At 62.7% G+C, this 24,220-nt stretch carries 23 protein-coding genes; 8 read left to right on the top strand and 15 right to left on the bottom strand.

Annotated features, from left to right (window positions below; genetic code table 11):
* Positions 1-82: 82 nt before the first annotated feature.
* Positions 83-589 (top strand): hypothetical protein, encoded by a 507-nt coding sequence (locus H7A13_00500; protein MCP5331831.1) that lies wholly within the window; start codon positions 83-85, stop codon positions 587-589.
* A gap of 200 nt (positions 590-789) precedes the next feature.
* Here H7A13_00500 and mnmE read toward each other — a convergent pair whose 3' ends face one another.
* From mnmE to H7A13_00470, 6 genes are all read right to left on the bottom strand, one after another.
* Positions 790-2,187, bottom strand: coding sequence for a tRNA uridine-5-carboxymethylaminomethyl(34) synthesis GTPase MnmE (gene mnmE, locus H7A13_00495; protein MCP5331830.1), 1,398 nt, complete (start codon positions 2,185-2,187; stop codon positions 790-792).
* 15 nt (positions 2,188-2,202) lie between these two features.
* Positions 2,203-3,894 carry a membrane protein insertase YidC gene (gene yidC, locus H7A13_00490; protein MCP5331829.1) on the bottom strand — a complete coding sequence of 564 codons (1,692 nt, stop codon included), beginning with the start codon at positions 3,892-3,894 and terminating at the stop codon, positions 2,203-2,205.
* Positions 3,891-4,136, bottom strand: coding sequence for a membrane protein insertion efficiency factor YidD (yidD, locus tag H7A13_00485; protein MCP5331828.1), 246 nt, complete (start codon positions 4,134-4,136; stop codon positions 3,891-3,893). Before yidD ends, yidC begins: the two co-directional genes overlap by 4 nt.
* A gap of 1 nt (position 4,137) precedes the next feature.
* Complete coding sequence (gene rnpA, locus H7A13_00480; protein MCP5331827.1) at positions 4,138-4,539, bottom strand: ribonuclease P protein component; 402 nt, start codon at positions 4,537-4,539, stop codon at positions 4,138-4,140.
* Entirely contained in the window at positions 4,532-4,666 is a 135-nt protein-coding gene (gene rpmH, locus H7A13_00475; protein MCP5331826.1) for a 50S ribosomal protein L34, read from the bottom strand. The genes rnpA and rpmH overlap by 8 nt, the downstream gene beginning before the upstream one ends.
* A gap of 206 nt (positions 4,667-4,872) precedes the next feature.
* Entirely contained in the window at positions 4,873-5,244 is a 372-nt protein-coding gene (locus tag H7A13_00470) for a VOC family protein (protein ID MCP5331825.1), read from the bottom strand.
* Between the two features lie 443 nt (positions 5,245-5,687).
* Here H7A13_00470 and dnaA point away from each other — a divergent pair, with 443 nt between their 5' ends.
* The 4 genes from dnaA to gyrB all read left to right on the top strand — a co-directional run bounded on the left by dnaA (position 5,688) and on the right by gyrB (position 12,000).
* Positions 5,688-7,091, top strand: a complete 1,404-nt coding sequence (gene dnaA / locus H7A13_00465) for a chromosomal replication initiator protein DnaA (protein ID MCP5331824.1) — start codon at positions 5,688-5,690, stop codon at positions 7,089-7,091.
* A 58-nt stretch (positions 7,092-7,149) separates the two neighbouring features.
* Positions 7,150-8,280 carry a DNA polymerase III subunit beta gene (dnaN, locus tag H7A13_00460; protein ID MCP5331823.1) on the top strand — a complete coding sequence of 377 codons (1,131 nt, stop codon included), beginning with the start codon at positions 7,150-7,152 and terminating at the stop codon, positions 8,278-8,280.
* Between the two features lie 116 nt (positions 8,281-8,396).
* The gene (gene recF / locus H7A13_00455; GenBank protein MCP5331822.1) at positions 8,397-9,545 is read left to right on the top strand and encodes a DNA replication/repair protein RecF; all 1,149 of its coding nucleotides are present in this window, start codon (positions 8,397-8,399) and stop codon (positions 9,543-9,545) included.
* A 22-nt stretch (positions 9,546-9,567) separates the two neighbouring features.
* Positions 9,568-12,000 (top strand): DNA topoisomerase (ATP-hydrolyzing) subunit B, encoded by a 2,433-nt coding sequence (gyrB, locus tag H7A13_00450; protein ID MCP5331821.1) that lies wholly within the window; start codon positions 9,568-9,570, stop codon positions 11,998-12,000.
* A gap of 222 nt (positions 12,001-12,222) precedes the next feature.
* On the opposite strand, the gene H7A13_00445 is transcribed toward gyrB, so the two are convergent.
* The 5 genes from H7A13_00445 to glyQ form a co-directional block, all read right to left on the bottom strand.
* Positions 12,223-13,986, bottom strand: coding sequence for a DUF262 domain-containing protein (locus H7A13_00445; GenBank protein MCP5331820.1), 1,764 nt, complete (start codon positions 13,984-13,986; stop codon positions 12,223-12,225).
* A gap of 144 nt (positions 13,987-14,130) precedes the next feature.
* Positions 14,131-14,874, bottom strand: coding sequence for a 1-acyl-sn-glycerol-3-phosphate acyltransferase (locus H7A13_00440; GenBank protein ID MCP5331819.1), 744 nt, complete (start codon positions 14,872-14,874; stop codon positions 14,131-14,133).
* An 11-nt stretch (positions 14,875-14,885) separates the two neighbouring features.
* On the bottom strand, positions 14,886-15,437 hold the full coding sequence (gene gmhB / locus H7A13_00435) for a D-glycero-beta-D-manno-heptose 1,7-bisphosphate 7-phosphatase (protein ID MCP5331818.1): 552 nt from the start codon (positions 15,435-15,437) through the stop codon (positions 14,886-14,888).
* Positions 15,434-17,515 (bottom strand): glycine--tRNA ligase subunit beta, encoded by a 2,082-nt coding sequence (locus H7A13_00430; GenBank protein MCP5331817.1) that lies wholly within the window; start codon positions 17,513-17,515, stop codon positions 15,434-15,436. Before H7A13_00430 ends, gmhB begins: the two co-directional genes overlap by 4 nt.
* On the bottom strand, positions 17,508-18,473 hold the full coding sequence (gene glyQ, locus H7A13_00425) for a glycine--tRNA ligase subunit alpha (protein MCP5331816.1): 966 nt from the start codon (positions 18,471-18,473) through the stop codon (positions 17,508-17,510). The genes H7A13_00430 and glyQ overlap by 8 nt, the downstream gene beginning before the upstream one ends.
* 60 nt (positions 18,474-18,533) lie before the next feature.
* On the opposite strand from glyQ, the gene H7A13_00420 reads away from it, so the two are divergent.
* On the top strand, positions 18,534-19,115 hold the full coding sequence (locus H7A13_00420) for a DNA-3-methyladenine glycosylase I (GenBank protein ID MCP5331815.1): 582 nt from the start codon (positions 18,534-18,536) through the stop codon (positions 19,113-19,115).
* A gap of 6 nt (positions 19,116-19,121) precedes the next feature.
* On the opposite strand, the gene rsmB is transcribed toward H7A13_00420, so the two are convergent.
* The 4 genes from rsmB to H7A13_00400 all read right to left on the bottom strand — a co-directional run bounded on the left by rsmB (position 19,122) and on the right by H7A13_00400 (position 22,719).
* Positions 19,122-20,429 (bottom strand): 16S rRNA (cytosine(967)-C(5))-methyltransferase RsmB, encoded by a 1,308-nt coding sequence (rsmB, locus tag H7A13_00415; GenBank protein ID MCP5331814.1) that lies wholly within the window; start codon positions 20,427-20,429, stop codon positions 19,122-19,124.
* A complete protein-coding gene (locus H7A13_00410) occupies positions 20,426-21,400 on the bottom strand; it encodes a methionyl-tRNA formyltransferase (protein ID MCP5331813.1) in 975 nt (324 codons plus the stop codon). Before H7A13_00410 ends, rsmB begins: the two co-directional genes overlap by 4 nt.
* A gap of 167 nt (positions 21,401-21,567) precedes the next feature.
* Positions 21,568-22,539: a hypothetical protein gene (locus H7A13_00405; GenBank protein ID MCP5331812.1), complete on the bottom strand. Its 972-nt coding sequence runs from the start codon at positions 22,537-22,539 to the stop codon at positions 21,568-21,570.
* A 30-nt stretch (positions 22,540-22,569) separates the two neighbouring features.
* A complete protein-coding gene (locus H7A13_00400; protein MCP5331811.1) occupies positions 22,570-22,719 on the bottom strand; it encodes a hypothetical protein in 150 nt (49 codons plus the stop codon).
* 181 nt (positions 22,720-22,900) lie between these two features.
* Between H7A13_00400 and H7A13_00395 the strand changes: the two genes are divergently transcribed.
* Both H7A13_00395 and H7A13_00390 read left to right on the top strand, forming a co-directional pair.
* Positions 22,901-23,293, top strand: a complete 393-nt coding sequence (locus H7A13_00395) for a SirB2 family protein (protein ID MCP5331810.1) — start codon at positions 22,901-22,903, stop codon at positions 23,291-23,293.
* 67 nt (positions 23,294-23,360) lie between these two features.
* On the top strand, positions 23,361-24,179 hold the full coding sequence (locus tag H7A13_00390) for an undecaprenyl-diphosphate phosphatase (GenBank protein MCP5331809.1): 819 nt from the start codon (positions 23,361-23,363) through the stop codon (positions 24,177-24,179).
* Positions 24,180-24,220: the final 41 nt, after the last annotated feature.

The raw sequence follows: 24,220 nt of genomic DNA, 5'->3' as shown, positions 1-24,220 counted from the left end.
CACACGTCCAGCGCATGCAGGAAACTGTGACCTGTCCCCAAGACTGCCCAGTCCTGTTCCCGGTGCATGCCGCAGATGTAAGATGACAAAACGTGACTCCAAGCTCCCCAATTCTGCTGGCGTCAATCGAGGAGGAACAATGAGAAAGTATCTCTACGAACTTGCAGAGGCCGCCAAAGGGGCCGCTGCCACTGCTGTTGAGGTTACCGAGGCTGCTACTGCTACCGCCACCGAGGCCACCAAAGCTGTTATTACCACTGCCACTGAGATCGCTATATCTGCGGCTGATTGCGTAAAGAATTCAGCCGAAACCGTGATCACCACCGTCTTGGATCAGGACGGTGACGGGAAGCTTGATCAGGAAGACCTTCGTATCCTCACTCAAAAGGGCACCGAGATCGGCAAGGTCATGGGTACGAAGGCAGCTCTCCTGGCATCCGAGGCAGCTAAATCAGAGATTGTGAAAGACGCTGTCGCTGCAGCGGCGGTGGGCGCTGCGATTGGCGTGGCTTTGCCGCTTGTTGGTCCTGCGGCAGGCGCAGTTGTAGGTGCGACGCTTGGCGCCCACAAGAATCTCACCAAGAAATGAAGCTTCCTCTTGGCAGGAAAAATGAAGAGGAACAGCATTGAGGGCCACGGTTTTACGAAGCTGATCCAAGCGATCTTTTTTCTCTATCACGGATGGCTGCTCCAACAAAAGTGCGCCTCGCCCGCACCGCGCTCAACTCCACCGAGCAATATGGCCCCAGCCAGCCGCTGTCGCGCTCGATCAGCGTGGTGGAACAGATGTCACTTGCCGATGCAAAACGATGAAAAAATTCTTGAAAGCAGTGCCTCGCTGCCGAAGCGGCCGGTGATCTCATCGAGCTGCTGCTGGGCTTCGCGCAGATCTTCCGCCAACAGCTCACCCTGACCCGTTGCGGCAAAGGCCCGTTGGCCCTGTTCGAGCAGCGCCTGCGCCCGCAACAGGGCATCGAGGTGGCGTCGGCGCGCCAGAAAGCCGCCCTCTTCGCTGGGCCGGAACTGGATGCGCTCCAGCAGGTGCTGTTTGAGCAGGTCGATGCCGGCTGCCGTCTTGGCCGAGAGGGCGATGACCGGCAATATGAGTGATCGCTCACCTTCGGCAAAAAAAGCTTCTCGCGTCATCTTTGGCACTTCATCCAGCAGATCGATCTTGTTGCGCACGAGGGTGAGCCGCTGCCAGAGCGGGTCGTTGCGATCGGCGTCGATCGGCTCGAGCCAGTGGCTGCGGTCGGCGGTGGCATCGACCAGCAGCAGGACGCAATCGGCTTGGTCGGCCTGCTGGCGGGCGCGGCGGATTCCCTCCTGCTCGATCGGGTCGCTGGCCTGCCGCAGTCCGGCGGTGTCGGTGAGATGCAGCGGCACCCCTTGCAGCGTGATCTCTTCGTGCAGCAGGTCGCGGGTGGTACCGGGGATGTCGGTGACGATGGCGCGGTCATGCTCGGCGAGTTGGTTGAGCAGGCTCGACTTGCCGGCATTGGGCCGACCGATGATGACGACCGACATGCCATCACGCAGCCGCTGGCCATCCTTCGCCTTGCTGAGGATGGCGCGAAAGTGATTGCTCACATCAAGAAGCTGCTGGCCGATCTGCGGGTCGGCCAGCAGGTCGAGCTCTTCATCGGGGAAGTCGATCGAGGCTTCGATGTAGACCCGCAGCCGGATCAGCCGTTCGACCAGTTGGTTGATCTGCCGTGAGAACTCGCCCTGCAGCGATTGCAGCGCCGAGCGTGCCGCTGCCACTGAGCTGCTGTCGATCAGGTCGGCAATCGCCTCGGCCTGCAGCAGGTCGATCTTGTCGTTTAAAAAGGCGCGTTCGCTGAACTCGCCAGGCCGGGCCAGGCGGGCGCCGAGCCGAAGCACGCGTTGCAGCAGCAGGTCGAGCACCACCGGGCCGCCATGGCCCTGCAGCTCCAGCACCTCTTCGCCGGTGAAGGAGTGGGGAGCGGGAAAGTAGAGGGCAATGCCCTGGTCGATGAGCCGACCCTGCTCATCGAGAAAATCGGCCAAGTGGGCATGGCGGGCGGTTGGCCTCTTGCCGAGAATTGCCTCGGCGATGCTCAGACTGAGCGGGCCGGAGCAGCGCAGGATGCCGATGCCACCCCGACCGGGCGGGGTGGCGATGGCCACGATGGTGTCGCGATCGATGCTGCCGATGACCGACATGGCGCGACCGAGCCCTCAGTTGGCGGCAGCCTCGATCTGCCGGGTGATGAACCACTGCTGGGCGATCGAGAGCAGGTTGTTGACCAGCCAGTAGAGCACCAGCCCCGAGGGGAACCAGAGGAAGAAGAAGGTGAACATGACCGGCATCAGTCGCATCACCTTGGCCTGCATCGGGTCGGGCGGCGCCGGGCTCAGCAGTTGCTGGATGAACATCGTGACGCCCATGACGATCGGCAGGACGAAGTAGGGATCCATCACCGACAGGTCATTCAGCCACAGGAAGCTGGCATGGCGCAGCTCGACACTCTCCAGCAGGGTCCAGTAGAGGGCGATGAAGACCGGCATCTGCACCAGAATCGGCAGACAGCCCCCGAGTGGATTGACCTTCTCCTTGCGATAGAGCTCCATGGTGGCCTGCGAGAGCTGCTGGCGGTCGTTGCCATGGCGGTCGCGCAGCTCCAACATCTTGGGTTGCAGATTGCGCATCTTGGCCATCGAGCGGTAGCTGGTGGCCGAGAGGTGAAAGAAGGCCGCCTTGACCAGCACGGTCAGCAGGATGATCGCCACACCCCAGTTCTGCACCAACCCATGAATCCAGTCCAGAATCCAGAACAGCGGCTGGGCAATGAACCAGAGCCAGCCATAGTCGACGGTCAGATCAAGGCCGGGCGCGATGGTTTTCAGACTTTTCTGGATCTTGGGACCGATGTAGAGGCGTGCACCAGCGCTGGCACTCTGCCCTGGCGCCACGCTCAGTTCGGTCGGCTGCTTGAAGCCGATGATGTACTGCTCCTTGCCGCCCAGCTTGCGGGTCTCGTAAAGAAAGCTGCTGTCGGGATCGGCCACCCAGGCAGAGATGAAGTAGTGCTGCACCATCGAGACCCAGCCACCCTTGATTTCGAGCGAGAGCGGCTCCTTGGCGATCTGGTCGAACGGAACCTTGGTGTAGGGCTTGTCGGGCGTATACAGGGCAGTGCCGAGGTAGGGGTTGACACCGAAACCCTGATTCCCGGCCGATGGATCGGGGCTGTTGTCACGCTTCAGTTGCGCGAAGAAGTTGCCCTGCCAGGGCTGCTGCGACGAATTGTCGATCAGGTAACGAACATCGATCAGGTAACTGCCCCGCGTCAGCGTGAAGCGTTTGGTGATGACGACACCGCTGGCGCTTTGGTGACGCAGATCGAAGATCAATTGATCCTGCCCTTCGGCCAGTTGATAGCTGCTGTGCTCGCTGCTGTAGAGCGGCCGGCCCTCCGGGCTGGCATCGGGCCCATCGGGGCCGATCAGGCCACTCTGCGCGACATAGGTGCGGCCATTGCGCGCCAGCAGGCTGAATGGCACATCGGGTGTTTCGATCCGCGCCGGGTAACGGTTGAGTGCCGCGGCAACGATGTCACCGCCAGTGGGGTCGATCTTCAGCGTCAGCAGGTCGCTCTTCACCTCGATCAGACCGCTGTTCTTGCCATTTTTCTCCGGGACGGTGGCCAGCGGGACGGCCGCCTTGGGCACGCTCTGTGGCAATTCCGCATTGGCGACCTTGCTGGTCGGTTGCTCCACCGCGCCGACATCCGTGCCTTGATTCTGTGGCTGTGTTATCTCGGGCACGGAAGCGGCTGGTTGCACATAGTCATTGCGCCAGGCATTGAGCAGCAGGTAACCGACAACGGCGAGCGCGGCGAGAATCAGATAGCGCGGGAGGTTGTTCATGACGTTCGGGATCTGTTCGAGGGGTCAAGGGAGTGGGGCACAGGGTCATGCCCACCGACGTGCCAGGGATGGCAGCGGCCGATTCGCTTCAGGGCGAGCCAGCCGCCGCGCAGCGGACCAAAGCGGGTGATCGCCTCTTCGGCGTAGCTGGAACAGCTGGGGTGAAAACGACAGTTGGGACCGAGCAGCGGACTGATGCAGTAGCGGTAAAGCCGGATCAGGCCCAAGATCACTGTTTGCATGTCAGCGATCGAGTTCCGGTGACGAATGCAGGCGCTTCAAGAGCCTCAGCCATTGCTGCTCCGCAAACCGATGATGCTGCTCTGACGGGAGTTCCTGAAAGGGAGCCCGCACCAGCGCGACAATGTCATGGCTGCCCAGCGCATGTTGTTGCTGCCTGAAGGTTTCGCGAAGAACTCTTTTTAGACGATTTCGGTCGACAGAACGGCGAACCTGCCGCTTGGCCACCACCAGACCCAGCCGCGGATGGCCCAGGTCATTGGGCCGCGCCAGCAGCAGAAGCTCCCGGCTCGAGGCCCGCTGGACATTGTGCTTGAATACCGCGTCAAACTCACCTGCCTTCAACAGGCGCAGCGGGCGAGAAAAACCGAACGCTCGCTCTGCAGCGGGTGGTTGATCAGGCACTCAGACGCTTGCGCCCCTTGGCACGGCGACGCTGGATGACCTGCCGCCCGTTCTTGGTGGCCATTCTGGCGCGAAATCCATGGGTGCGCTTGCGCTTCAATACGCTGGGTTGAAAGGTTCTCTTCATGACCTTGACCTGGAGATGACGTTGGACGATGTCAAGCGTGACTTCGCAAGGAGGGCGGCATTCTAGGCGAGTATCCACCCCATGGCAATTGCATGGCGGGTTCGCGGCGATGCAGACCACTCCAGCAGACGGCATCGCCACACCCGCCGCCCGGCACAGCGGCACTCACTCCCTTCAACCCGCACTGTCTTGATGAAAAAGACTTTCTAGCGGTTCCGGTAAAACGCATTCCATTTGTTGCCATCGAGATCACGGAAATAACCGCAATGAAAACTGTCCCCGCGCGGGCCCGGCGCGCCCTCATCACTGCCGCCCAACGCCAGTGCCTTGGCATGCAGCGCTGCGACCTGCTCCGGTGAGTCAGCACTCAGTGCCACCATGGTGCCATTCCCCGCCGTGGCCGGCTTGCCGTCGAATGGCTTCATGATCATCAGCATCGGCGCGCCCTTGGGCCCAACCCAACCGACCGAGCGCTCACTGGTCATGGCGCGTTTGCCACCGACCAGCGCCAGCAGTTCATCGTAAAACTTCGCTGCCCGCTCCAGGTCATTCGTGCCCAAGGTAATGTAATTGATCATCGGATCATCCTCCGCAGTCTGTTCTTGTTGACCGTTGATGGCCTTGTTATATCCAGCGACTCGCTCGGATGGCGGCGAGCATAGAGGCGTGGCCGGCAACAGCACAAGTCGGTGACCGCACACTGGCGAAAGAAATGATGGAAAACTGCTGCCTGTGCTGAAAAAAATCGCCGCTCGGCAACAAAGCGCTCACGGCTGATGCGGCCTGCCGCAAACAGCAAAGCGGGTCATGCAACTGAAATGAACAAGTTATCAACAGGTTGTGAAGCTGCTCTGTGAATCCACGCAAAAAGATTTTGGCGAGCCCGCTTGAATATTCTAATTCACTGAATAACAAAGTTTTTATTTCTCATGCTCGCATGGATTTTTGTGGATTAACGGTGGTGGTCTGACTAAAATGGGCCGCTCCCGCAGCAACATCAGAACACAGAACAGGGGGCCAGGTGGTTGCAGCATGGACCAGATGTGCCGACCAACTCCAGCGGGAGTTGAGTGCGCAACAGTACAACACCTGGATCAGGCCATTGCAGGCATGCGGTCGGGACGAGGCAAGAGAACTCTGCCTGCTGGCGCCCAACCGGTTCGTGCTTGATTGGGTGAGCGAGAAGTTCCTCGATCGGATTCGTGAACTGCTGCGCGAAGGTTGCGGCGGCACCGCCTGGCAGGTGGTGCTGGAGATTGGCAGCAGCGAAAAGCCGCCCCAGACCGCCATGAATGGGCAGCACCAGAGCATTGCTCCATCGCAGACTGCAACAGCAATCACGACATCGCCGCGCGCCAGACGTGGTGATGTCATTCAAGCCGAAGGGGCGGTGCACCACGAAAGTGGCCTGAATGCCGATTTCACCTTCGACACCTTCATCGAGGGCAAATCCAATCAGATGGCTCGTGCGGCCGCGCTGCAACTGGCGGTCAGCGGCGGCGGGATGGATGCCTACAATCCGCTCTTCATCTATGGCGGAGTCGGACTGGGCAAGACCCATCTGATGCATGCGGTTGGCATCGCACTGCTGCAGAAGAATCCCTCCGCACGCGTGGTTTACCTGCATTCCGAGCGCTTTGTCGCCGACATGGTGAAGGCGCTCAGACTCAACGCAATCAATGAGTTCAAACGCTTCTATCGGTCGGTGGATGCCCTGCTGATCGATGACATTCAGTTTTTTGCCGGCAAGGACCGTTCGCAGGAGGAGTTCTTTCACACCTTCAACGCGCTGCTGGAGGGAAGAAAACAGATGATTCTCTCCTGCGACCGCTATCCGAAAGAGATCACCGGCCTGGAGGATCGACTGAAATCACGTTTCGGCTGGGGGTTGACGGTCTGCATCGAACCGCCCGAACTGGAAACGCGGGTGGCCATCCTGCTGAAGAAGGCAGAGCAGATGGGCGTCCAGGTCGGTCATGATGTCGCTTTTTTCATCGCGCAGCGCATCCGTTCCAATGTCCGGGAGCTCGAAGGCTGCCTCAAACGGGTGGTCGCCAGCGCACGCTTCACCGGCAGGCCGATCGACCTGGAGCTGGTGAAGGAGGCGCTGAAAGATCTGCTGGCCCTACAGGAGCGACAGATCAGCATCGACAATATCCAGAGCACGGTGGCCGAGTACTACAAGATCAAGCGCTCCGACCTGCTGTCGAAACGGCGCAACCGCTCGGTGGCGCGTCCTCGGCAGGTGGCCATGGCACTGGCCAAGGAGCTGACCAACCGCAGCCTGCCGGAAATTGGCGAGGCCTTTGGCGGACGCGACCACACCACGGTGCTGCATGGTTGCCGCAAGATCAAGGAGCTGTGCAACAGCAGTGCCGATATCGCTGAAGATTACAAAAACCTGCTACGATTGCTCACCGTTTGAAACCAGCCATTCCGCCAGGGGATCACTGGCTGCACAACCCATAAAACCGAGGAAGATCATGAAGTTCGCGATAACGCGGGAAGCTCTGCTGCAGCCACTTCAACAGGTCATTGGCGTGGTCGAGCGGCGGCAGACGCTGCCGATTCTGGCCAATGTGATGCTGGAGGTGAACAGCGGCCTTCTCGCGGTCACGGCTACCGATCTCGAGGTGGAGCTGATTGGCAAGATCGCGCTGGAGCAGCCCCACGAAGAGGGAGTGACCACGGTCCCGGCACGCAAGTTGCTGGACATCTGCCGCTCGCTGCCCGATGGCGCGAGCATCGAGATTGAAACCGCAGAAGGCCGGCTCCATCTGCGTGCCGGGCGCAGCCGTTATCGCCTGGCGACGCTGGCGGCCGAAGAGTTCCCCAATGTCGATGAGGGACAGGCGCCTGCGCTGGCCGCCTTTGCAGTGGCACAGAGCATCCTCAAGCGGCTGATCGAGAAGACCAGCTTTGCGATGGCACAACAGGATGTCCGCTTCTATCTCTGCGGCATGCTGCTGGAGATCAGCGGCGGTGCGGGACAATTGCGGGGGGTGGCAACCGATGGCCATCGGTTGGCGATGTACACAGTGGAGAACATCGAATCGGTGGCTACGGGGCTGTTGTCGAACCGGGTGCAGGCCATCATTCCGCGCAAGGGCACTCTCGAAATCGCCCGGCTGCTCAAAGAGAGCGAGGAGCCGGTGCGAGTGCAACTGACCCAGCACCATCTGCGCATCGAGAGCAGCGATGTCGTGATCATCTCCAAACTGGTCGATGGCAAGTTTCCCGACTACGAAAAGGTCATTCCACGCGGTGGAGACAAGGTGCTACTGGGTGAGCGGCTGGCGCTGCGCGATGCATTCAACCGTGCGGCGATTCTGTCGAACGAAAAATATCGCGGCGTGCGCATGCAACTCGACCGCGACACGTTGCGGTTGATTGCCAGCAATCCGGAACAGGAGCAGGCCGAAGAGGAGCTTTCGGTCCATTACCAGGGCCCACAGATGGAGATTGGCTTCAACGTCGGCTACCTGACCGACGCCTTGGCTGCACTCGATCAGAATGAAGCCCGCTTCACCTTCAGCTCCGCGGAGAGCAGCGTTCTGATCGATGTGCCGAACGATGCCAGCGGCTGCTATGTCGTGATGCCGATGAAGCTGTGAGCGGATGCCGTCCTCCCTCTTCTGGATCTGGCGATGCAAGTCCCGGTACTTGAGGCATAACCACCCGTTTCGGCCACCTTTTTTCGCCGGATGGCGGCTGCTCCTGGCCTGATGCCATGTTGCTGACCCGGCTCCAGGTGACCCATCTGCGCAACCTCACCAATTTGGAGCTTGAGCCTGCCGCCGGCTTCAATTTGATCATCGGTGACAACGGCAGTGGCAAGAGCTCCTTGCTCGAGGCCATTCACCTTCTCGGCGCTGGACGCAGCTTCCGTCACACCAGCAGCAAGGCCAATCTCACGGGCCTGATCCAGCATGGCACAGAGCAGGCCCTCTGCGTCGGACGCTTTCTGGCCCCTTCAGATGATGTCGACAACATGTCGAATCTCCATCCTTTTTCCATTGGTGTAGCGCTGCATCGGCGCACTGGTATCACCGCCAAGGCGGCAGGCGAGCGGGTTGCAGTGGCTTCACACCTTGCGCGAACGCTGCCATTGATGGTGATCAACTCCTGGACGTTTCAACTGATCGAAGGGCCCAGCCAATTGCGCAGGCAATACCTCGACTGGGGTCTGTTTCACGTGAAACAGGATTACCTTGCCACTCTGCAAGGCTGGCGCCGCTGCCTGCGGCAACGCAATCAGTTATTGCGGGCACGGCATGGTAAAATTGCGGGCGAACTGACGCTGTGGAGCCGAGAGCTGGCGCGCCATGCCGAGGCGGTGGACGCCGCGCGGCGAGACTACACCGCCGCGCTGACACCCTGGGTGACCAGCCTCTCCGAACGGCTCGGAGCGGTGCCTGACCTTGAGTTGACCTATCAGCCAGGCTGGGACAACGCCATTCCGCTGCTTGAACAGATGGAGCGTGATCTGGAGAGCGACCGTGCGCGCGGTTTCACCACCCACGGACCGCACCGCGCCGATTTGCGACTCAAATGGAACGGGATCGCGGTGGCGGAACGACTCTCCAGGGGGCAGATCAAGAGCGTGGTGCTGACGCTCAAGCTGGCGCAGGAGCGGATGGTGCGCAGCAGCGGCAGCAAGCGGCCCGTTTTTTTGATCGACGACCTGGCAGCAGAGCTCGACAGCAGCCACCGGCAGCTGTTTTGTGAACTGCTGGCAGAGGAACGACCGCAGGCATTTTTGACCGCCCTGGAACGGGACAGTATCGATCTGAGCTGGTTCGGTCAGGCAGGGTCTCGCCTGTTCCACGTGGAACAGGGCCGACTTCGTGAATGCAGTGTGATTGACCGCGAACGGTAGAAACCTCTTTTTGGAGAAGATGATGAGCGATCAAGCGGAAGAGAATGTCTATGACTCTTCCAGTATCAAGGTGTTGAAAGGGTTGGACGCCGTCCGCAAGCGGCCCGGCATGTACATCGGCGATACCGACGATGGCAGTGGTCTGCATCACATGGTGTTCGAACTGGTCGACAACTCGATCGATGAGGCGCTCGCCGGCCACTGTTCGCAGGTCGATGTGATCATCCATCCCGACGAATCGATCACGGTGATCGACGATGGTCGCGGGATGCCGGTCGATATCCATGAGGAGGAGGGGGTGTCGGCTGCCGAGGTGATCATGACCGTACTGCATGCGGGCGGCAAGTTTGACAGCAACAGCTACAAGGTTTCGGGCGGTCTGCATGGCGTGGGCGTTTCGGTGGTCAATGCGCTCTCATCGACCTTTCGGCTGCGCGTTCGCCGCGATGGCAAGGTCCATGAGCAGATCTACCACGACGGTGCGCCCGAAGCACCGCTGCATGTGATTGGCGACACCGACCGCACCGGAACCGAGTGTCACTTTGCCGCTTCCAGCGAGATCTTCACCAATATCCACTTCTCCTATGACATTCTGGCCCGACGGCTGCGCGAGCTGTCGTTTCTGAACTCCGGCGTGTCGATCCGGCTGAAGGATGAGCGCAGCGGAAACTCCGAGGAGTTCTGTTATGAAGGGGGTTTGAATGCCTTCCTGACCTACCTGAACCAGCACAAAAGCGTGCTGAACCGCCCGCTCTACTTCTGCAAGCAGCGCGATGATGGCATCGGCGTCGAGGTGGCGCTGCAGTGGAACGACAGCTTTCAGGAGAACATCCTCTGCTACACCAACAACATTCCGCAGCGCGATGGCGGCACCCACCTGGCCGGTTTCCGCAGCGCCCTGACCCGCACGCTCAACCAGTTCATCGAACAGGAGGGGCTGGCGAAGAAGAGCAAGGTGACCACGGTGGGTGACGATGTCCGTGAAGGGCTGACCGCGATCATCTCGGTCAAGGTGCCAGATCCCAAGTTCTCATCGCAAACCAAGGAGAAGCTGGTCTCCTCTGAGGTGAAAGCTGCGGTCGAGCAGGAGATGGCCCGCTACCTGACCGACTACCTGCTGGAGCATCCGCAGGATGCCCGGTCGATCGTGCAGAAGATCATCGATGCCGCGCGGGCGCGAGAGGCCGCACGCAAGGCGCGCGAGATGACCCGCCGCAAGGGGCCGCTGGACATCGCTGGCCTGCCCGGAAAGCTGGCGGACTGTCAGGAGAAGGATCCGGCGCTCTCTGAACTCTTTCTGGTCGAGGGCGATTCCGCCGGAGGGTCAGCCAAACAGGGGCGCGACCGCAGGTTCCAGGCGATTCTGCCGCTGAAAGGCAAGATCCTCAATGTCGAGCGGGCCCGCTTTGACAAAATGCTCTCTTCTCAAGAGGTTGGAACCCTGATCACGGCGCTTGGATGCAGCATTGGCGCCGATGAATTCAACCCGGAGAAGTTGCGCTACCACCGCATCATCATCATGACCGATGCCGATGTGGATGGTTCGCACATCCGCACCCTGCTGCTGACTTTCTTCTTCCGGCAGATGCGCGAACTGGTCGAGCGCGGCCATGTCTACATCGCCCAGCCACCGCTGTACAAGATCAAGAAGGGCAAGCAGGAGAGCTATCTGAAGGATGAGCAGGCGCTCGATGGCTACCTGACCCAGGGCGCGCTGGACGAGGCACTGCTGGTGCCGGCAACCGGTATACCACCGATTCAGGGCGTGGCGCTCGAGCAACTGGTCAATGAGTACCAGAGCGTCAAGCGGACCATCGAGCGGTTGTCACGGCTCTACCCGCCCACGCTGCTGTGGGCGCTGCTCGAAGTGCCGCTGCTGCCGCTCTCCGCATTGCCTGCGGCAGATCAGGTGCAGACATGGGTCGAGCAGTTGCAGGGCCTGTTGCTCCACAAGGGTGGCGAAAGCCGCAACGAGCGTTGGGCGTGCCAGATCGCTGAAGACCGTGAGCGGCATCTCTTCTGCCCGCAGATCGACCTGACCGTGCATGGCACCACCCAGCGCTATCTGCTCGACCACGACTTTCTGGCGTCGGGCGAGTACCGCGCGATCAGTGCATTGCAGGTGAAACTGCATGGCCTGTTCAGCGATGGCGGCCATGTGCAGCGCGGCGAGCGCAAACAGGCGGTCACCGATTTCGGTCAGGCCCTGGAGTGGCTGATTGCCGAGTCACGGCGCGGTGCAACCATCCAGCGTTACAAGGGACTCGGCGAGATGAACCCGGAGCAGCTGTGGGAGACCACGATGGATCCGGCCGCGCGCCGGCTGCTGCAGGTGACGATCGAGGATGCGATTGCCTGTGACCTGATGTTCAACACGCTGATGGGGGATGAGGTCGAGCCACGCCGGCTCTTCATCGAGACCAACGCACTCAAGGTGTCAAACCTGGATGTGTAGATAATTTATTGAAAAATAATATATTTTTCAATTTTCCTCTCCAGGAAAGCCCGAATCCAAAACCCGGATTCGGGCTTTCCTGCAAACGGCAAGGTCGTATCGGCAGCCTCTGCCTGAATTGTCGCTTGCATTCTTTCGGATGAATTGGAACACCGCGCTCATGCAACGCTGAGAAATCCTGAAACTCTCGTCTCAACCGCCGAGAGGATAGATTTTAAACAGTCAAAGGCTCTCGAACCCGCGCCGGATGATGCCCGCCATCAGACGCCGCCGCGCAATGAGGAATTCAGAGTAGCCGAGCGTTTCCCAGTTCTCAGGTAGGGCGTGCAGCTCATGCATCCGCTGCCACTCTCCGGGGCTGAACCGCGGTCGGATCGTCGGGACGTAGTCACTCGGCGGGTCGTCGCTGATGCCGATGTTCTGCGGCCATTCAAGCAGCGCGAAGTTCGCCATCTGGTTGATGACCTTGAGGTCGGTTTCGCCCTGCGCTTCCTGCCAGGCGCGCGGGAACAGGTGGTGCCGTTCCAGTGGCTTCTTTTTCGTCTTCAACGCCGGGTCGATGAGATCGCTCACCTTCTTGTGCGAAAACAGCACCGGAGCGCCGAGACGGTTCTGGGCCGCCACGTAGGCGAAAAGTTCCGGATTGCGCGCTGACGAGCTTTCGAGCGCAGCCGGCAGCGTGATCATCCAAAAATCGTTCGTGAGGGCGCTGGCCATCAGCTCTTCGAGCACCGCGACGAAGGGCTGTGCCTCGCCGATGCCCCGAACCCGATTCAGGTCGCCGTCCATCACGGTTTCCGGTGAGCTGGTGTAGCGGCCGGTGAGGCTCGCAAAAAAGAACCAGCGCCCGATCAACCGTTGCAGTTGGTGCTCCGGCACGCCGCAGCGGATGCGGCCGATCAGGTAGAAGGCATAGGCATACAACAGCGCGTTCTGCGAAGAGATCATCTCGCCACTGCGGTAGCCCGCGCCGATTAAGGCGCTCAGGAATTGGTGCCAGTGCTTGAGGTCGAGCACCTGGCTTTGCGCTTTCTTCAACACGGCGAACTGCTGATCGCGCCGCTCCGGCGAGAAGACCCCGGTTTCCAGGTCTTTGCCACGGAGCACCTGGTAGACGCTCTTGAGCCGGCCTCGGTCGAAGCCGAACGCGACCGACACGCGCAGCAACTGGTCGGGATCGGGCTCGATGAAATGATTGAACGGCGATGCCCCCGAGCCAGCCGCAAGCGGCTGCCGTGATGATCGGCAGAAATCCTCAAGCGCTCTGCGTCCCTCGTCCCAGAACACCGACAGCAGCGTCAGGATGAAATCCGCCTGATTGAGCTTTACCCCCTCGCTGTTGATGCGGACAAAGATGTCCGCCACCTGCTCCTCATCGACCGACGAGGCGATTTCGAGCGCGGTGAAGGGATACTTCTGGAGATCGAACAGCCGATCGAGGTTGTGGCTGATCTGTTCCTCTTCTTCATCGGTCACGGTCACCCGGGTTTTCAGACCAGTGAGGAAGCCCTTGACCATCTGGTAGCTCGACTTGCCGGACGCCCACAGCTCCGAGATGTTCGCGATCCACTCGGGATCCTTGCGGATCGCTGCGTCGGCCACCTCGAACTTACCGTCACGAGGGCGGAAGGCGATCTCGATCTGGCGCTCACTGTAGTTCTCGTCCAGTACACGCTTTCCCCGAAACACCGCATACAACGACGTGAGGCGCTGCTGGCCGTCGACGATCAACCGCGACGACACTGGATGCTGCTTCGCGCCGACGCCGATCTGCTTGGCGCCGTTGGGCTGGGCGTTCTCCCAGAGCAGCAGGTAGCCGACCGGGAAGCCCCGATACATCGAGTCGAACAGGTCGCGAACCTTGGCGTTCTTCCAAACGAACGGGCGCTGGATGTCCGGCAGGCCGATGTCGCCGATGTCCAGGTAGTGCATTAAACCCGCGAGGTCGTAGTCGACGCGCTTGAAGCAGGTCTTGAGTTCACTCATGTAGCGGTGCCCCAATGGTTTTTCCGTTTTTCCGTTTTTACACGGATTTCTCCCAAAATCAGTTGCCGCAGCAGCCCGACCCCAACGCAGCGGCCAAACCCTCCATGCTCGCACTGTTCGGGCTGGGTCTGGCGGGCGTAGGCATCACACGCCCTCGACGCGGCTGATCCGCTCGACCGTCGACTCGATCCACTCGCGGGCCTGTTCGGTCAGTTGAGCGCTGCTGACATCGCTGCTCGGCAGCGCCGGGCCAATGACCACCCGGATGGTCCCGGGGTATTTCAAAAAGCCATGCGCCGGCCAGCAGAGGCCGGCGTTGAGCGCCACCGGCAGCACTGGCACCCCCATGCTGCAGGCGATGCTGGCGCCGCTCTTGGCATATTTGCCCTGCTGACCGGGCTCGATGCGGGTGCCCTCGGGAAAGACCAGAATCGACACCCCGGCGGCGAGCCGCTCCTTGCCCGCTTCCATCACCTGACGCAGCGCCTCGCGCGGCTTGTCGCGGTCGATCGGGATCGGGCGGATCAGCGCCAGCGCCCAGCCGAAGAAGGGAATGGACAGCAGTTCACGCTTGAGCACGGTGGAGAGCGGGCCGAACGGCAGTTGCAGGTAGATGGTGTCCCATGGGCTCTGGTGCTTGCTGAGCACCACGAAGGGCGCTGGAGGGATGTTCTCCAACCCCTCCACCTGGGTTTTGATGCCGCAGCAGATGCGCAGCCAGCAGAGGATCACCCGGTTCCAGTTGCGCAGGTAGTAGAAGCGGGTCAGCGGCGGCAGCAGCGGGACGAACAGCAGCGCAGTGCCGCAAAAGAGCACGGTGAAGAGGCTGTAGCCGAGGTAAAAGAGCCCACTGCGCAGTGCGGTGAGCCAGGTCGGTGGACGGCGCATGGGCGCTCTCCTCAGGCAGGGGTGTTGAGCAGGTCGTCGACCGCGGCGGCCAGGTCGGCGAACACCGGCAGCGTGGCCGCCAGTTCTGGATGTTGCATCAGTGTGCGCTCGCCCTTGCCGGTGCGCACCAGCATCGGCCGGCAGTTGACCGCGCGGGCGGCCTCGACATCCTTGAGCGTGTCGCCGATGAAGGGGACGCCGTCGAGCGGGAGGCCGAGCAGCCGGCCAATCTCCAGCAGCAGACCGGGCGCCGGCTTGCGGCAGTCGCAACCGGCATCGGGACCGTGGGCGCAGTAACGGATGGCCGCCAGCGTGCCGCCCTCGGCCGCGATCAACCGGCGCATCTTGGCGTGCATTGCATCGAGTGCCGCCTGATCGAACAGGCCACGACCGAGGCCAGACTGGTTGCTGGCCACCGCCACCTGGTAGCCATGCCGGCAGAGGCGGCCGATGGCCTCGATGCTGCCGGCAATCGGCTGCCACTCGTCGGCGGACTTCACATAGCTGTCGGAGTCATGGTTGATGACGCCGTCGCGATCGAGAATGACCAGCTTCGGTCTCATTTGCCGCCGCTGCGCAGTTCGGAGATGTCGGCGATCTGCACGAAGAGCGCGCGCAGCGCCGCCAACAGCCGCAGTCGGTTGTTGCGCAGCGCTTCATCCTCGACCATCACCATCACCTGATCGAAAAAGGCATCGATCTGCGGACGCAGGCCGGCCAGCAGTGTCAGCGCCTGGCTGTAGTCGCGTGCCGTCAGCAGCGGGGTGAGCGCGGCCGACTTGGTCGCCATTGCCGCAGCCAGTTGCTGTTCGGCGGCATCGACCAGCAGTGCGCTGTCGATGGCCCCTTCGGTCTGACCTTCCTGTTTGTTGAGCAGGTTGGCGACCCGCTTGTTGGCGGAAGCCAGCGCGGCCGCCGACTCCAGGGTGACGAAGTGGTTGACCGCCAGCAGCCGCAGATGGATGTCGTGCGGATTGGCATTGGGCCGCGCCAGCACTGCGCTGATCACATCGCTGCCGATGCCTTCATCCTGATACCAGGCGCGGAACCGCTCCAGCAGGTAACGGTAGAGCTCGGGCACGACGGTGGCGTGCTGCGGCAGTGTCGGATAGCCATCGCGGGCCGCTTCGAGCAGTGCCGGCAGGTCGAGGTCATGGCGGCCTTCGACCAGGATGCGCAGCGTGCCGAGGGCGGCACGGCGCAGCGCGAAGGGGTCGCGGGTGCCGGTGGGCGGCTGGCCGATGCCGAAAAGCCCGACCAGGGTATCGAGCTTTTCGGCCAGCGCCAGTGCGCTGCCAACCGGGGTGGTGGGCAGCGCATCGCCGGCAAAACGGGGGCGATACTGCTCCTCGAGGGCGATGGCCACCACCTCGGGTTCGCCGCTGTGGCGGGCATAGTAGCGGCCCATGGTGCCTTGCAGTTCGGGGAACTCGCCCACCATCGCGCTCAGCAGGTCGCATTTGGCCAGTTCACCGGCGCGACGCGCCAGGGCCGCATCGGCGCCCAGCGTGCCGGCGATGATCGCAGCCAACCGGGCGAGCCGCTCGCTCTTGTCATGCAGGGTGCCGAGCTGATTGTGGAAGATGATCTCGCGCTGCGGCGCACGCCAGCCATCGAGCGGCTGCTTGCGGTCGTTGTCGTAGAAGAAGCGGGCATCGGCCAGGCGCGGCCGGATCACCCGCTCGTTGCCGGCGATTACCTGGGCCGGATCACTGCTTTGCAGGTTGCTGAGGGTGATGAAGTGCGGCAGCAGTCGACCACTGCGATCGACCAGATGGAAATATTTCTGGTGCGCCTTCATCGAGGAGATCAGCACCTCCATCGGCACATCGAGAAAGAGCGGATCGAAGTTGCCCAGCAGCGCCACCGGCCACTCGACCAGGGCGGTCACCTCGTCGAGCAGCAGCGGGTCGATCTCGGCGCGGGCGCCGATGCGGGCGGCCTCGGCCTCGACCAGTTGGCGAATCCGCTCGCGTCGCTCGGCAAAATCGACGATCACCCATCCCTGCTGCCGCAGCAGGGCGGGATAGTGCTCGGGATGGGACAGCGCGATGGCGCCCGGTGCATGAAAACGGTGACCATGGCTGAGGTTGCCCGCTTCGACGCCGAGCAGGGTGCCCGGGACCACCTGGTCACCGAGCAGCATCACCACCCAGTGGACCGGCCGGACGAATTCGACCCGGCTGCTGCCCCAGCGCATCTTCTTCGGCACCGGCAGTTGTGCCAGCGCCTGGTTGAGCAGATCGGGCAGCAGCTCGGCAGTGGCGGCCCCCTCGATCTGCCGACGCTGCACCAGCCAGACCCCCTTGTCGGTTTCGAGCCGCTCCAGTTGTTCGACGGACACGCCGGCCGAACGGGCAAAGCCAAGTGCCGCCGGGGTGGCTGCGCCGCTGGCGTCGAAGGCGGCCGAGAGCGCCGGGCCGCGCCGCTCCTCGATGCGGTCGGGCTGGCGGGTGGCGAGCGCGCGCACCCGCACCGCCAGCCGGCGGGGGGTGGCGAAGGGTTCGATCTGGCCGTGGGAGAGGGCTGCCTGGCGCAATCCGGCGGCAACCAGATCGGCCAGCGCCTGCATCAGGGCCGGCAACGCCTTGGGTGGCAGCTCTTCGGTGCCAATCTCCAGCAGAAAATCGGCCTCAGCCATGGTGTGGCTCCTGTTCGGCGCGGTGCAGGGCCAGAATCTCCTGCCGCAGTGGTTCGGGCGCCAGCGGAAAACCGAGCGCCAGGCGACTGTGGAAGTAGCGCTCGGCCACGCCGCGGGCCAGGGTGCGCACGCGCAGGATGTACTGCTGCCGTTCGGTCACCGAGATGGCGCGGCGGGCATCGAGCAGGTTGAAGGTGTGCGAGGCCTTCAGCACCATCTCGTGCGCCGGCAGTGGCAGGTTGGCGTCGAGCAGCCGCTGGCAGGCCGCCTCGTGCTCGGCAAAGTGACGGAACAGCACCTCGGTGTTGGCCTGCTCGAAGTTGTAGGCCGACATCTCCACCTCGTTCTGGTGAAAGACATCGCCATAGGTGACCACCCCCTGCGGGCCGCGGGCCCAGACCAGGTCGAAGATGCTGTCGACCCCCTGCAGGTACATGGCGATGCGCTCCAGGCCATAGGTGATCTCGCCGCTGACCGGATGGCAGTCGAGTCCGCCGACCTGCTGGAAGTAGGTGAACTGGGTCACCTCCATGCCGTTCAGCCACACCTCCCAGCCCAGACCCCATGCGCCGAGGGTGGGAGACTCCCAGTTGTCCTCGACGAAGCGGATGTCATGCAGGGTGGGGTCGATGCCGAGCATCCGCAGGGAGTCGAGATAGCGCTCCTGAATGTCGAGCGGCGAGGGCTTCAGAATCACCTGGAACTGGTAGTAGTGCTGCAGGCGGTTGGGGTTCTCGCCATAGCGGCCATCGGTCGGACGTCGGCACGGCTGCACATAGGCGGTGTTCCAGCTCTCCGGGCCGATGGCGCGCAAAAAGGTGGCCCAGTGGAAAGTGCCGGCGCCCACTTCCAGATCGGTGGGCTGCATCACCACGCAGCCCTGGGCGGCCCAGTAGTGCTGCAGGGCGAGGATCAACCCCTGAAAGGTGGAGACATCAGCTTGAATGGCATTGACCAAGAGAGTGTCCTATGTCCTGATAAAGTGAGGAATTATACCCGCTCGCCCTGAAGGAGTGACATGAATCGGACCGAGGCGACCCCGCAACGCTGCCCCTGGTGCGGCGATGATCCACTCTATCTGCACTACCACGACCACGAATGGGGGGTGCCGCTGCATGATGACCAGCGGCTGTTCGAACTGCTGACGCTGGAGGGGGCGCAGGCCGGACTCTCCTGGATCACCGTGCTGCGCAAGCGCGAGCGTTACCGCCACTGCTTCGCCGGCTTCGATCCGCAGGCGGTGGCCCGGTTCGGTCCGACCGAGGTGGAGGCGCTGCTGGCTGATCCGGGCCTGATCCGCAACCGGCGCAAGATCGAATCGGCCATCCACAACGCCGGCAGGGTGCTGACGCTGCAGGCGCGACATGGCAGCCTGGCGGCCTTCCTGTGGGGGATGGTCGATGGCGTGCCGCAGGTCAACCGCTTTCGCACTGCGGCCGAGGTGCCGGCGACGACGCCATTGTCGGACCGGATGGCCAAGGCGCTGAAGCAGGCCGGCTTCAGCTTCGTCGGCAGCACCATCTGCTATGCCATGATGCAGTCGATCGGCATGGTGAACGACCACCTGGTCGACTGTTTTCGCCATCCCGACCACCAATGAACCGGCTCAGCGCTTTTCCAGCAGGGCGTAGTAGAAGCCATCGGGACCACCCGGCGTCGGCAGCAACTGGCAACCGATGGCGCTGGCGACCGAACCGGTGATCGGCAGCGGCGCTGTCCGCGCATCGGCATGGTCGGCCAGAAAATCCGCGACCACCGCTGCGTTTTCGGCCGGCAACACCGAACAGGTGGCATAGAGCAGCCGGCCGCCGCTGGCCAGCGTGGGCCAGAGCGCTTCGAGCAGTGCCCGCTGCCGGGCGGCCAGTGGCGCAATGTCACTCTCACGCCGCAGCAGCTTGATGTCGGGATGGCGACGGATCACGCCGGTGGCCGAACAGGGCGCATCGAGCAGGATGCGGTCGAAGGGGCGGCCATCCCACCAGCTGGCCAGATCGAGTGCATCGGCAGCCATCAGCGTGGCATCCAGCGCGCAGCGTTGCAGGGTGTCGCGCACCTGCTGCAACCGTGCCGCGTCGATGTCGATCGCCACCAGCTCCGCCAACCCCGGTTGCCGCTCCAGCAGCGCGGCACTTTTACCGCCAGGCGCCGCACAGGCGTCAAGTAAGCGCTCACCTGGTTGCGGGTCGAGCAGGATGGCGGCCAGTTGCGCCGCCTCATCCTGCACGCTGACCAGCCCCTGCTCGAAGCCCGGCAACTGGCTCACCGGACAGGCGCTTTGCAGCGTGATGGCGCTGTCGGCCAGCGTGCCGGGCACCCCTTCAAGACCCGCTTCGACCAGTCGCTGCAGGCACTGCGCACGGCTGATGCGTTGCAGGTTGACCCGCAATGTGAAGGGGGGATGGCCATTGTTGGCGGCAAGTAAGTGATCACTTGCATCGCCCCACGCTTCGCGCAGCAGCGCCAGCAGCCAGGCCGGATGGGCCGTGGCGGCCACCGGATCGTCATCGAGTTGCTGCAGCAATCGATCGCGGTGGCGGTCGAGGTTGCGCAGCACGCCGTTCACCAGCCCCTTGGCGTGAGGCTCACCCAGGCCAGTGACGGCCGCCACCGTCTCGTGAATCGCCGCATGGGGCGGAATGCGCAGGTTGAGTAGCTGATGAAAACCGACCAGCAGCAGCGCCTTCAACTTGGCCTGGCGCGGCTTCAGCGGCCGGTCGAGCAGCAGACCGAGCAGCCGGTCGAGGCGGGGATACCAGCGCAGCGTGCCATAGCTCAATTCGAGCAGCAGCGCCCGGTCGCGGGGCGCGCAGCGGGCCTCCAGTGGTGGCAACACGGTGCCGAGCGACTGCCCCTGCTGCACCACGCCGGCGACCGCCAGCGCGGCAAGCAGGCGGGGCGACTGTGCGCCCTTCATGACGACAGCGGCAGGCGCAACTGCCGTCCCGCAGCAAGTTGCTGGCGGCGGGCGTTCCAGATCTCGCCACTGGCGAGCGGCCGCCCACCCGGCCACTGCAACTGGGTGATGGCATAGCGGCCCTGGCCGCAGGCCACCTCCAGCCCCTGTTCACTGTGGCCGAGCAGCGTGCCGGGCAGCGCATCGGCCGAATGCTCCAGCGGCCGACCGGCCCAGACATTGAGGCGAATCTGATCCAGATGGGTGAAGGCGATCGGCGCAGGGTTGAAGGCGCGCACCTGGCGATCGATCGACCTGGCCGGCTCGCGCCAGTCGATCTCGGCCTCCTGCTTGCCGATCTTGGCAGCGTAGTTGGCACTTGCTTCGTCCTGAGGCTCGAACCGTGCGTCACCGGACTCCAGCAGATCGAGGGCGGCCAGCAGCGCCTCGGCACCGAGGTCGGCCAGCCGCTGGCTCAGGCTGGCGCTGCTGTCGTCGGCCTGGATCGGACAGCTCCGCCGCAGCAGCATCGGGCCGGTGTCGAGGCCGCGCTCCATCTGCATGATGGTGACGCCACTTTGCTGATCGCCAGCCAGAATGGCACGCTGGATCGGCGCGGCGCCGCGCCAGCGGGGCAGCAGCGAGCCATGCACATTGAGGCAACCGAGGCGCGGCAGCCCGAGCACCGGCTCCGGCAGCAGCAGGCCATAGGCGACCACCACCATCAGATCGGCCTCGAACTGGGCCAGATCGGCGACGACCACCGAATCGCGCAGCGTCTCGGGCTGGCGCAGCGCGATGCCGGCGCTGAGCGCCACCTGCTTGACCGCGCTCGGCTGCGGCTTGCGGCCACGGCCTGCGGGCCGATCGGGCTGGGTGAGAACGCCAACGACCGAATGGCGACTGGCAAGCAGCGCCCGCAGGCTGACGGCGGCAAATTCGGGGGTTCCGGCGAACAGGATGCGCAAAACGGAGCTCTCTGGATTGGGCAGGCGTCGATCTCGGCCGACAGGCAATGACGCAGTTCAGCGTCAAGAACCGCAGCCAACCGACTGTCTGGCATCGACAAAAGGTGACGCGCTTCAGACGCAGGGGTGGGGCAGCTTAGCCGATTCCGCTACAAAAGGCAGCGCGACGGTGCCGACAGACCGCAGGGTGGTTATTTGGGCAGCAATCCCAGCTTTTCGCGCTGCTGCAAGTGGTTGACGGGGCGTTCGCGCGGCGAGAAGTAGTCACGCGGGAACCAGACCAGCTTGACCTGAACCTCGTTGCGGCTGGCGTCGACGCGGTCGAGCACCAGCGAAAAACGCACGCCATCGGCCAGCAAGGTGTTATCGGTAAAGGGAAAATCGAACCAGGTGAGGGTGAAATCCTGTTCGGCCGAAACACGCTTGACCTGCTGACCCGTGCTGTTTCGGCCGGAGATGTACATCAGGGCATCGAAGGTCTGCTCCTGCCAGTTTTTCGGTGGTCGAAGAGTGAAGGCGAGGCTGTAGGCGCCATCGGGTGATTCAAGGCTGATCAGATCGCCGAAAAACTGATTGATCGGCTGGTCGGTGCAGGCTGGCGTGGGCGGCGCGACGGCAGTCTGGGCGGCCCGCTGCGCCGGGGCCAGTTTCAACCGATAGGTGTAGATGCAGCTCTTCTGCTCGGCCGGGGCATGGTCACCAATGGCGGTCAGTTGCGCCAACTGCCGCTGGGTGACGCGGCGGGCCACCGAGCGCAGCGATTCGCGTGCATCGATGCTCGGTTGCTGCCCGTTCGGTGCGGACTGCTCGCGCGCCAGACGGCCGTCGACATGCAGCATCAGCGGCTTCAGTTCGAAATGCTCGTTGAAGTTGAGTGCCAGCAGTTCGACCAGCAGTTGCTCCTGATCGAGCGGCATCTTGCCGAGATCCTTGCCCGAGGCGGTGATCGGATTGATCAGGTCACGCAACATGCCGGCACGCAGGGCACTGTCGGCCTGCTCGCGCTGGTTGAGCAGGTTGGCAGCGCTGTTGGCGGCCTGAAACTGGTTGGCAACGATGGCCGCGACCACCACGGCGGCCGCCGGCACCAGCTTGCTGATGACATCGAGCAGCAGCGTGACCCGGCTGCTGCCGTTTTTCTCAGGCGTGGCCTTGGCCTCCATGCGGCGGTTCCCGGTGTGCGAGGGTCTGGATCAGGCCTTGACCCAGGTGCCGTCGGCGGTACAGATGAAGCCGTCGATCACGGTGCCGGTCGGGTAGGCCTTGCCATCCTTGTAGCAGTCGGCCAGCGCGATGTTGCTGAAGAGGGTCAGCAGCAGCAGAAAGCGGGAAAGTTTCTTCACCTGGGCTTCTCCTGATGGTCGAAGAGTGCCGCCACCGCTGCCGGTGTGGCCGTGGGCTGACGGTCGGATCAATCGAACCACTTTATCGAACCGGGCACAAGCACGGCAGCACAATTGTCACCGCTGGCGGTCAGGCTTGGCGGTCACTACAATCCCCGGCTTTATCCTGCGAGGTCGAACGATGTACAGCCTGCTGAAGATGACCCACCTGTTGATGGTGGCACTGACCATTGGACTCTTTCTGGTGCGTGCTCGCTGGATGCTGTTCGATCCGCAGCGGTTGCAGACCCGCTGGGTGAAGGTGCTTCCCCACATCATCGACACCCTGCTGCTGGCCAGCGCCATTGGCCTCTGTGTGGTGATCGGCCAATATCCGCTGATCGATGGCTGGCTGACCGCCAAATTCCTTGCCCTGCTGCTCTACATCGTGCTGGGCACCATCGCCCTGAAGCGCGGCAAGACCCGGACGATCCGCACGGCGGCGCTGGTGGCATCACTGGTGACGCTCGGCTATCTGCTCTGGGTGGCCCGCACCCATCAGCCCTTTCCATGGCTGACACTGGCAGCCTCCTGAGGCTGCCGGAACCGGATGGCCGTTCGGCCGGCCCTTTTCATCCTTCCTTATTCAACGCAGGTGAAGCATGAGTGACATCCTGAGCGGGCTGCTGCTCGGCATCGTCGAGGGGCTGACCGAATTCCTGCCGGTGTCGAGCACCGGCCACCTGATCATCGTCGGCGACCTGCTCGACTTCAATGACGAGCGCGGCAAGCTGTTCGAGGTGGTGATCCAGCTCGGGGCCATCCTCGCGGTCTGCTGGGAGTACCGCCAGCGGCTCACCTCGACCCTCGGTCAACTGCACCGCGATCCGCAAGCGCAGCGCTTCGTGCTGAACCTGCTGCTGGCCTTTCTGCCGGCCGCGCTGCTCGGCTTTCTGTTCATCAAGCAGATCAAGCTCTATCTGTTCAATCCGCTGTCGGTGGCGCTGGCGCTGGTGGTCGGTGGCGTCTTCATTCTCTGGACCGAGCGGCGCGCCTTGCCATCGCACATCGATACTGTCGATGAACTGAAACCGCTGGATGCCTTCAAGGTCGGCTGCGCGCAGATGCTGGCGCTGGTGCCAGGCGTCTCCCGCGCCGGGGCCACCATCATCGGCGGACTCTGGTTTGGACTGTCACGCAAGGCCGCCACCGAATTTTCATTCTTTCTGGCGATTCCGGTGATGTTTGCCGCCACCGCCTACGACCTCTACAAACATGGCGCTGCCCTGCAGTTCAGCGACTGGCCGCTGTTTGCCACCGGCTTTCTCTGCGCCTTCTTCAGCGCCTTCGTCGCCGTGCGTGGCCTGCTGCGCTATGTCTCCAACCATGATTTCACCCTCTTCGCCTGGTATCGCATCGGTTTCGGGGCATTGATCCTGCTGACGGCGCAACTGGGCTGGGTCGACTGGTCGAGTGGCTGAGATGGGTGATGCAACCGAACCCTTCACTCTGATGCCGCTGT

The sequence above is a fragment of the Pseudomonadales bacterium genome (assembly GCA_024234215.1).
Taxonomy (GTDB): domain Bacteria; phylum Pseudomonadota; class Gammaproteobacteria; order Pseudomonadales; family UBA5862; genus JACKOQ01.
The sequence above is the reverse complement of the archived record's forward strand: the minus strand, read 5'-3'. Positions and strand labels throughout refer to the sequence as shown.

Excerpts from the sequence above, each read along its gene's own strand:
- H7A13_00440 (MCP5331819.1), bottom strand. The coding sequence starts at position 14,874 with ATGCGCCGTCCACCGACCTGGCTCACCGCACTGCGCAGTGGGCTCTTT.
- H7A13_00390 (MCP5331809.1), top strand. The coding sequence starts at position 23,361 with ATGAGTGACATCCTGAGCGGGCTGCTGCTCGGCATCGTCGAGGGGCTG.
- rpmH (MCP5331826.1), bottom strand. The coding sequence starts at position 4,666 with ATGAAGAGAACCTTTCAACCCAGCGTATTGAAGCGCAAGCGCACCCAT.
- H7A13_00395 (MCP5331810.1), top strand. The coding sequence starts at position 22,901 with ATGTACAGCCTGCTGAAGATGACCCACCTGTTGATGGTGGCACTGACC.
- H7A13_00445 (MCP5331820.1), bottom strand. The coding sequence starts at position 13,986 with ATGAGTGAACTCAAGACCTGCTTCAAGCGCGTCGACTACGACCTCGCG.
- rsmB (MCP5331814.1), bottom strand. The coding sequence starts at position 20,429 with ATGAAGGGCGCACAGTCGCCCCGCCTGCTTGCCGCGCTGGCGGTCGCC.
- yidD (MCP5331828.1), bottom strand. The coding sequence starts at position 4,136 with ATGCAAACAGTGATCTTGGGCCTGATCCGGCTTTACCGCTACTGCATC.
- gmhB (MCP5331818.1), bottom strand. The coding sequence starts at position 15,437 with ATGAGACCGAAGCTGGTCATTCTCGATCGCGACGGCGTCATCAACCAT.
- H7A13_00420 (MCP5331815.1), top strand. The coding sequence starts at position 18,534 with ATGAATCGGACCGAGGCGACCCCGCAACGCTGCCCCTGGTGCGGCGAT.
- recF (MCP5331822.1), top strand. The coding sequence starts at position 8,397 with ATGTTGCTGACCCGGCTCCAGGTGACCCATCTGCGCAACCTCACCAAT.
- dnaN (MCP5331823.1), top strand. The coding sequence starts at position 7,150 with ATGAAGTTCGCGATAACGCGGGAAGCTCTGCTGCAGCCACTTCAACAG.
- mnmE (MCP5331830.1), bottom strand. The coding sequence starts at position 2,187 with ATGTCGGTCATCGGCAGCATCGATCGCGACACCATCGTGGCCATCGCC.
- yidC (MCP5331829.1), bottom strand. The coding sequence starts at position 3,894 with ATGAACAACCTCCCGCGCTATCTGATTCTCGCCGCGCTCGCCGTTGTC.
- H7A13_00430 (MCP5331817.1), bottom strand. The coding sequence starts at position 17,515 with ATGGCTGAGGCCGATTTTCTGCTGGAGATTGGCACCGAAGAGCTGCCA.
- gyrB (MCP5331821.1), top strand. The coding sequence starts at position 9,568 with ATGAGCGATCAAGCGGAAGAGAATGTCTATGACTCTTCCAGTATCAAG.
- H7A13_00500 (MCP5331831.1), top strand. The coding sequence starts at position 83 with ATGACAAAACGTGACTCCAAGCTCCCCAATTCTGCTGGCGTCAATCGA.
- H7A13_00405 (MCP5331812.1), bottom strand. The coding sequence starts at position 22,539 with ATGGAGGCCAAGGCCACGCCTGAGAAAAACGGCAGCAGCCGGGTCACG.
- H7A13_00470 (MCP5331825.1), bottom strand. The coding sequence starts at position 5,244 with ATGATCAATTACATTACCTTGGGCACGAATGACCTGGAGCGGGCAGCG.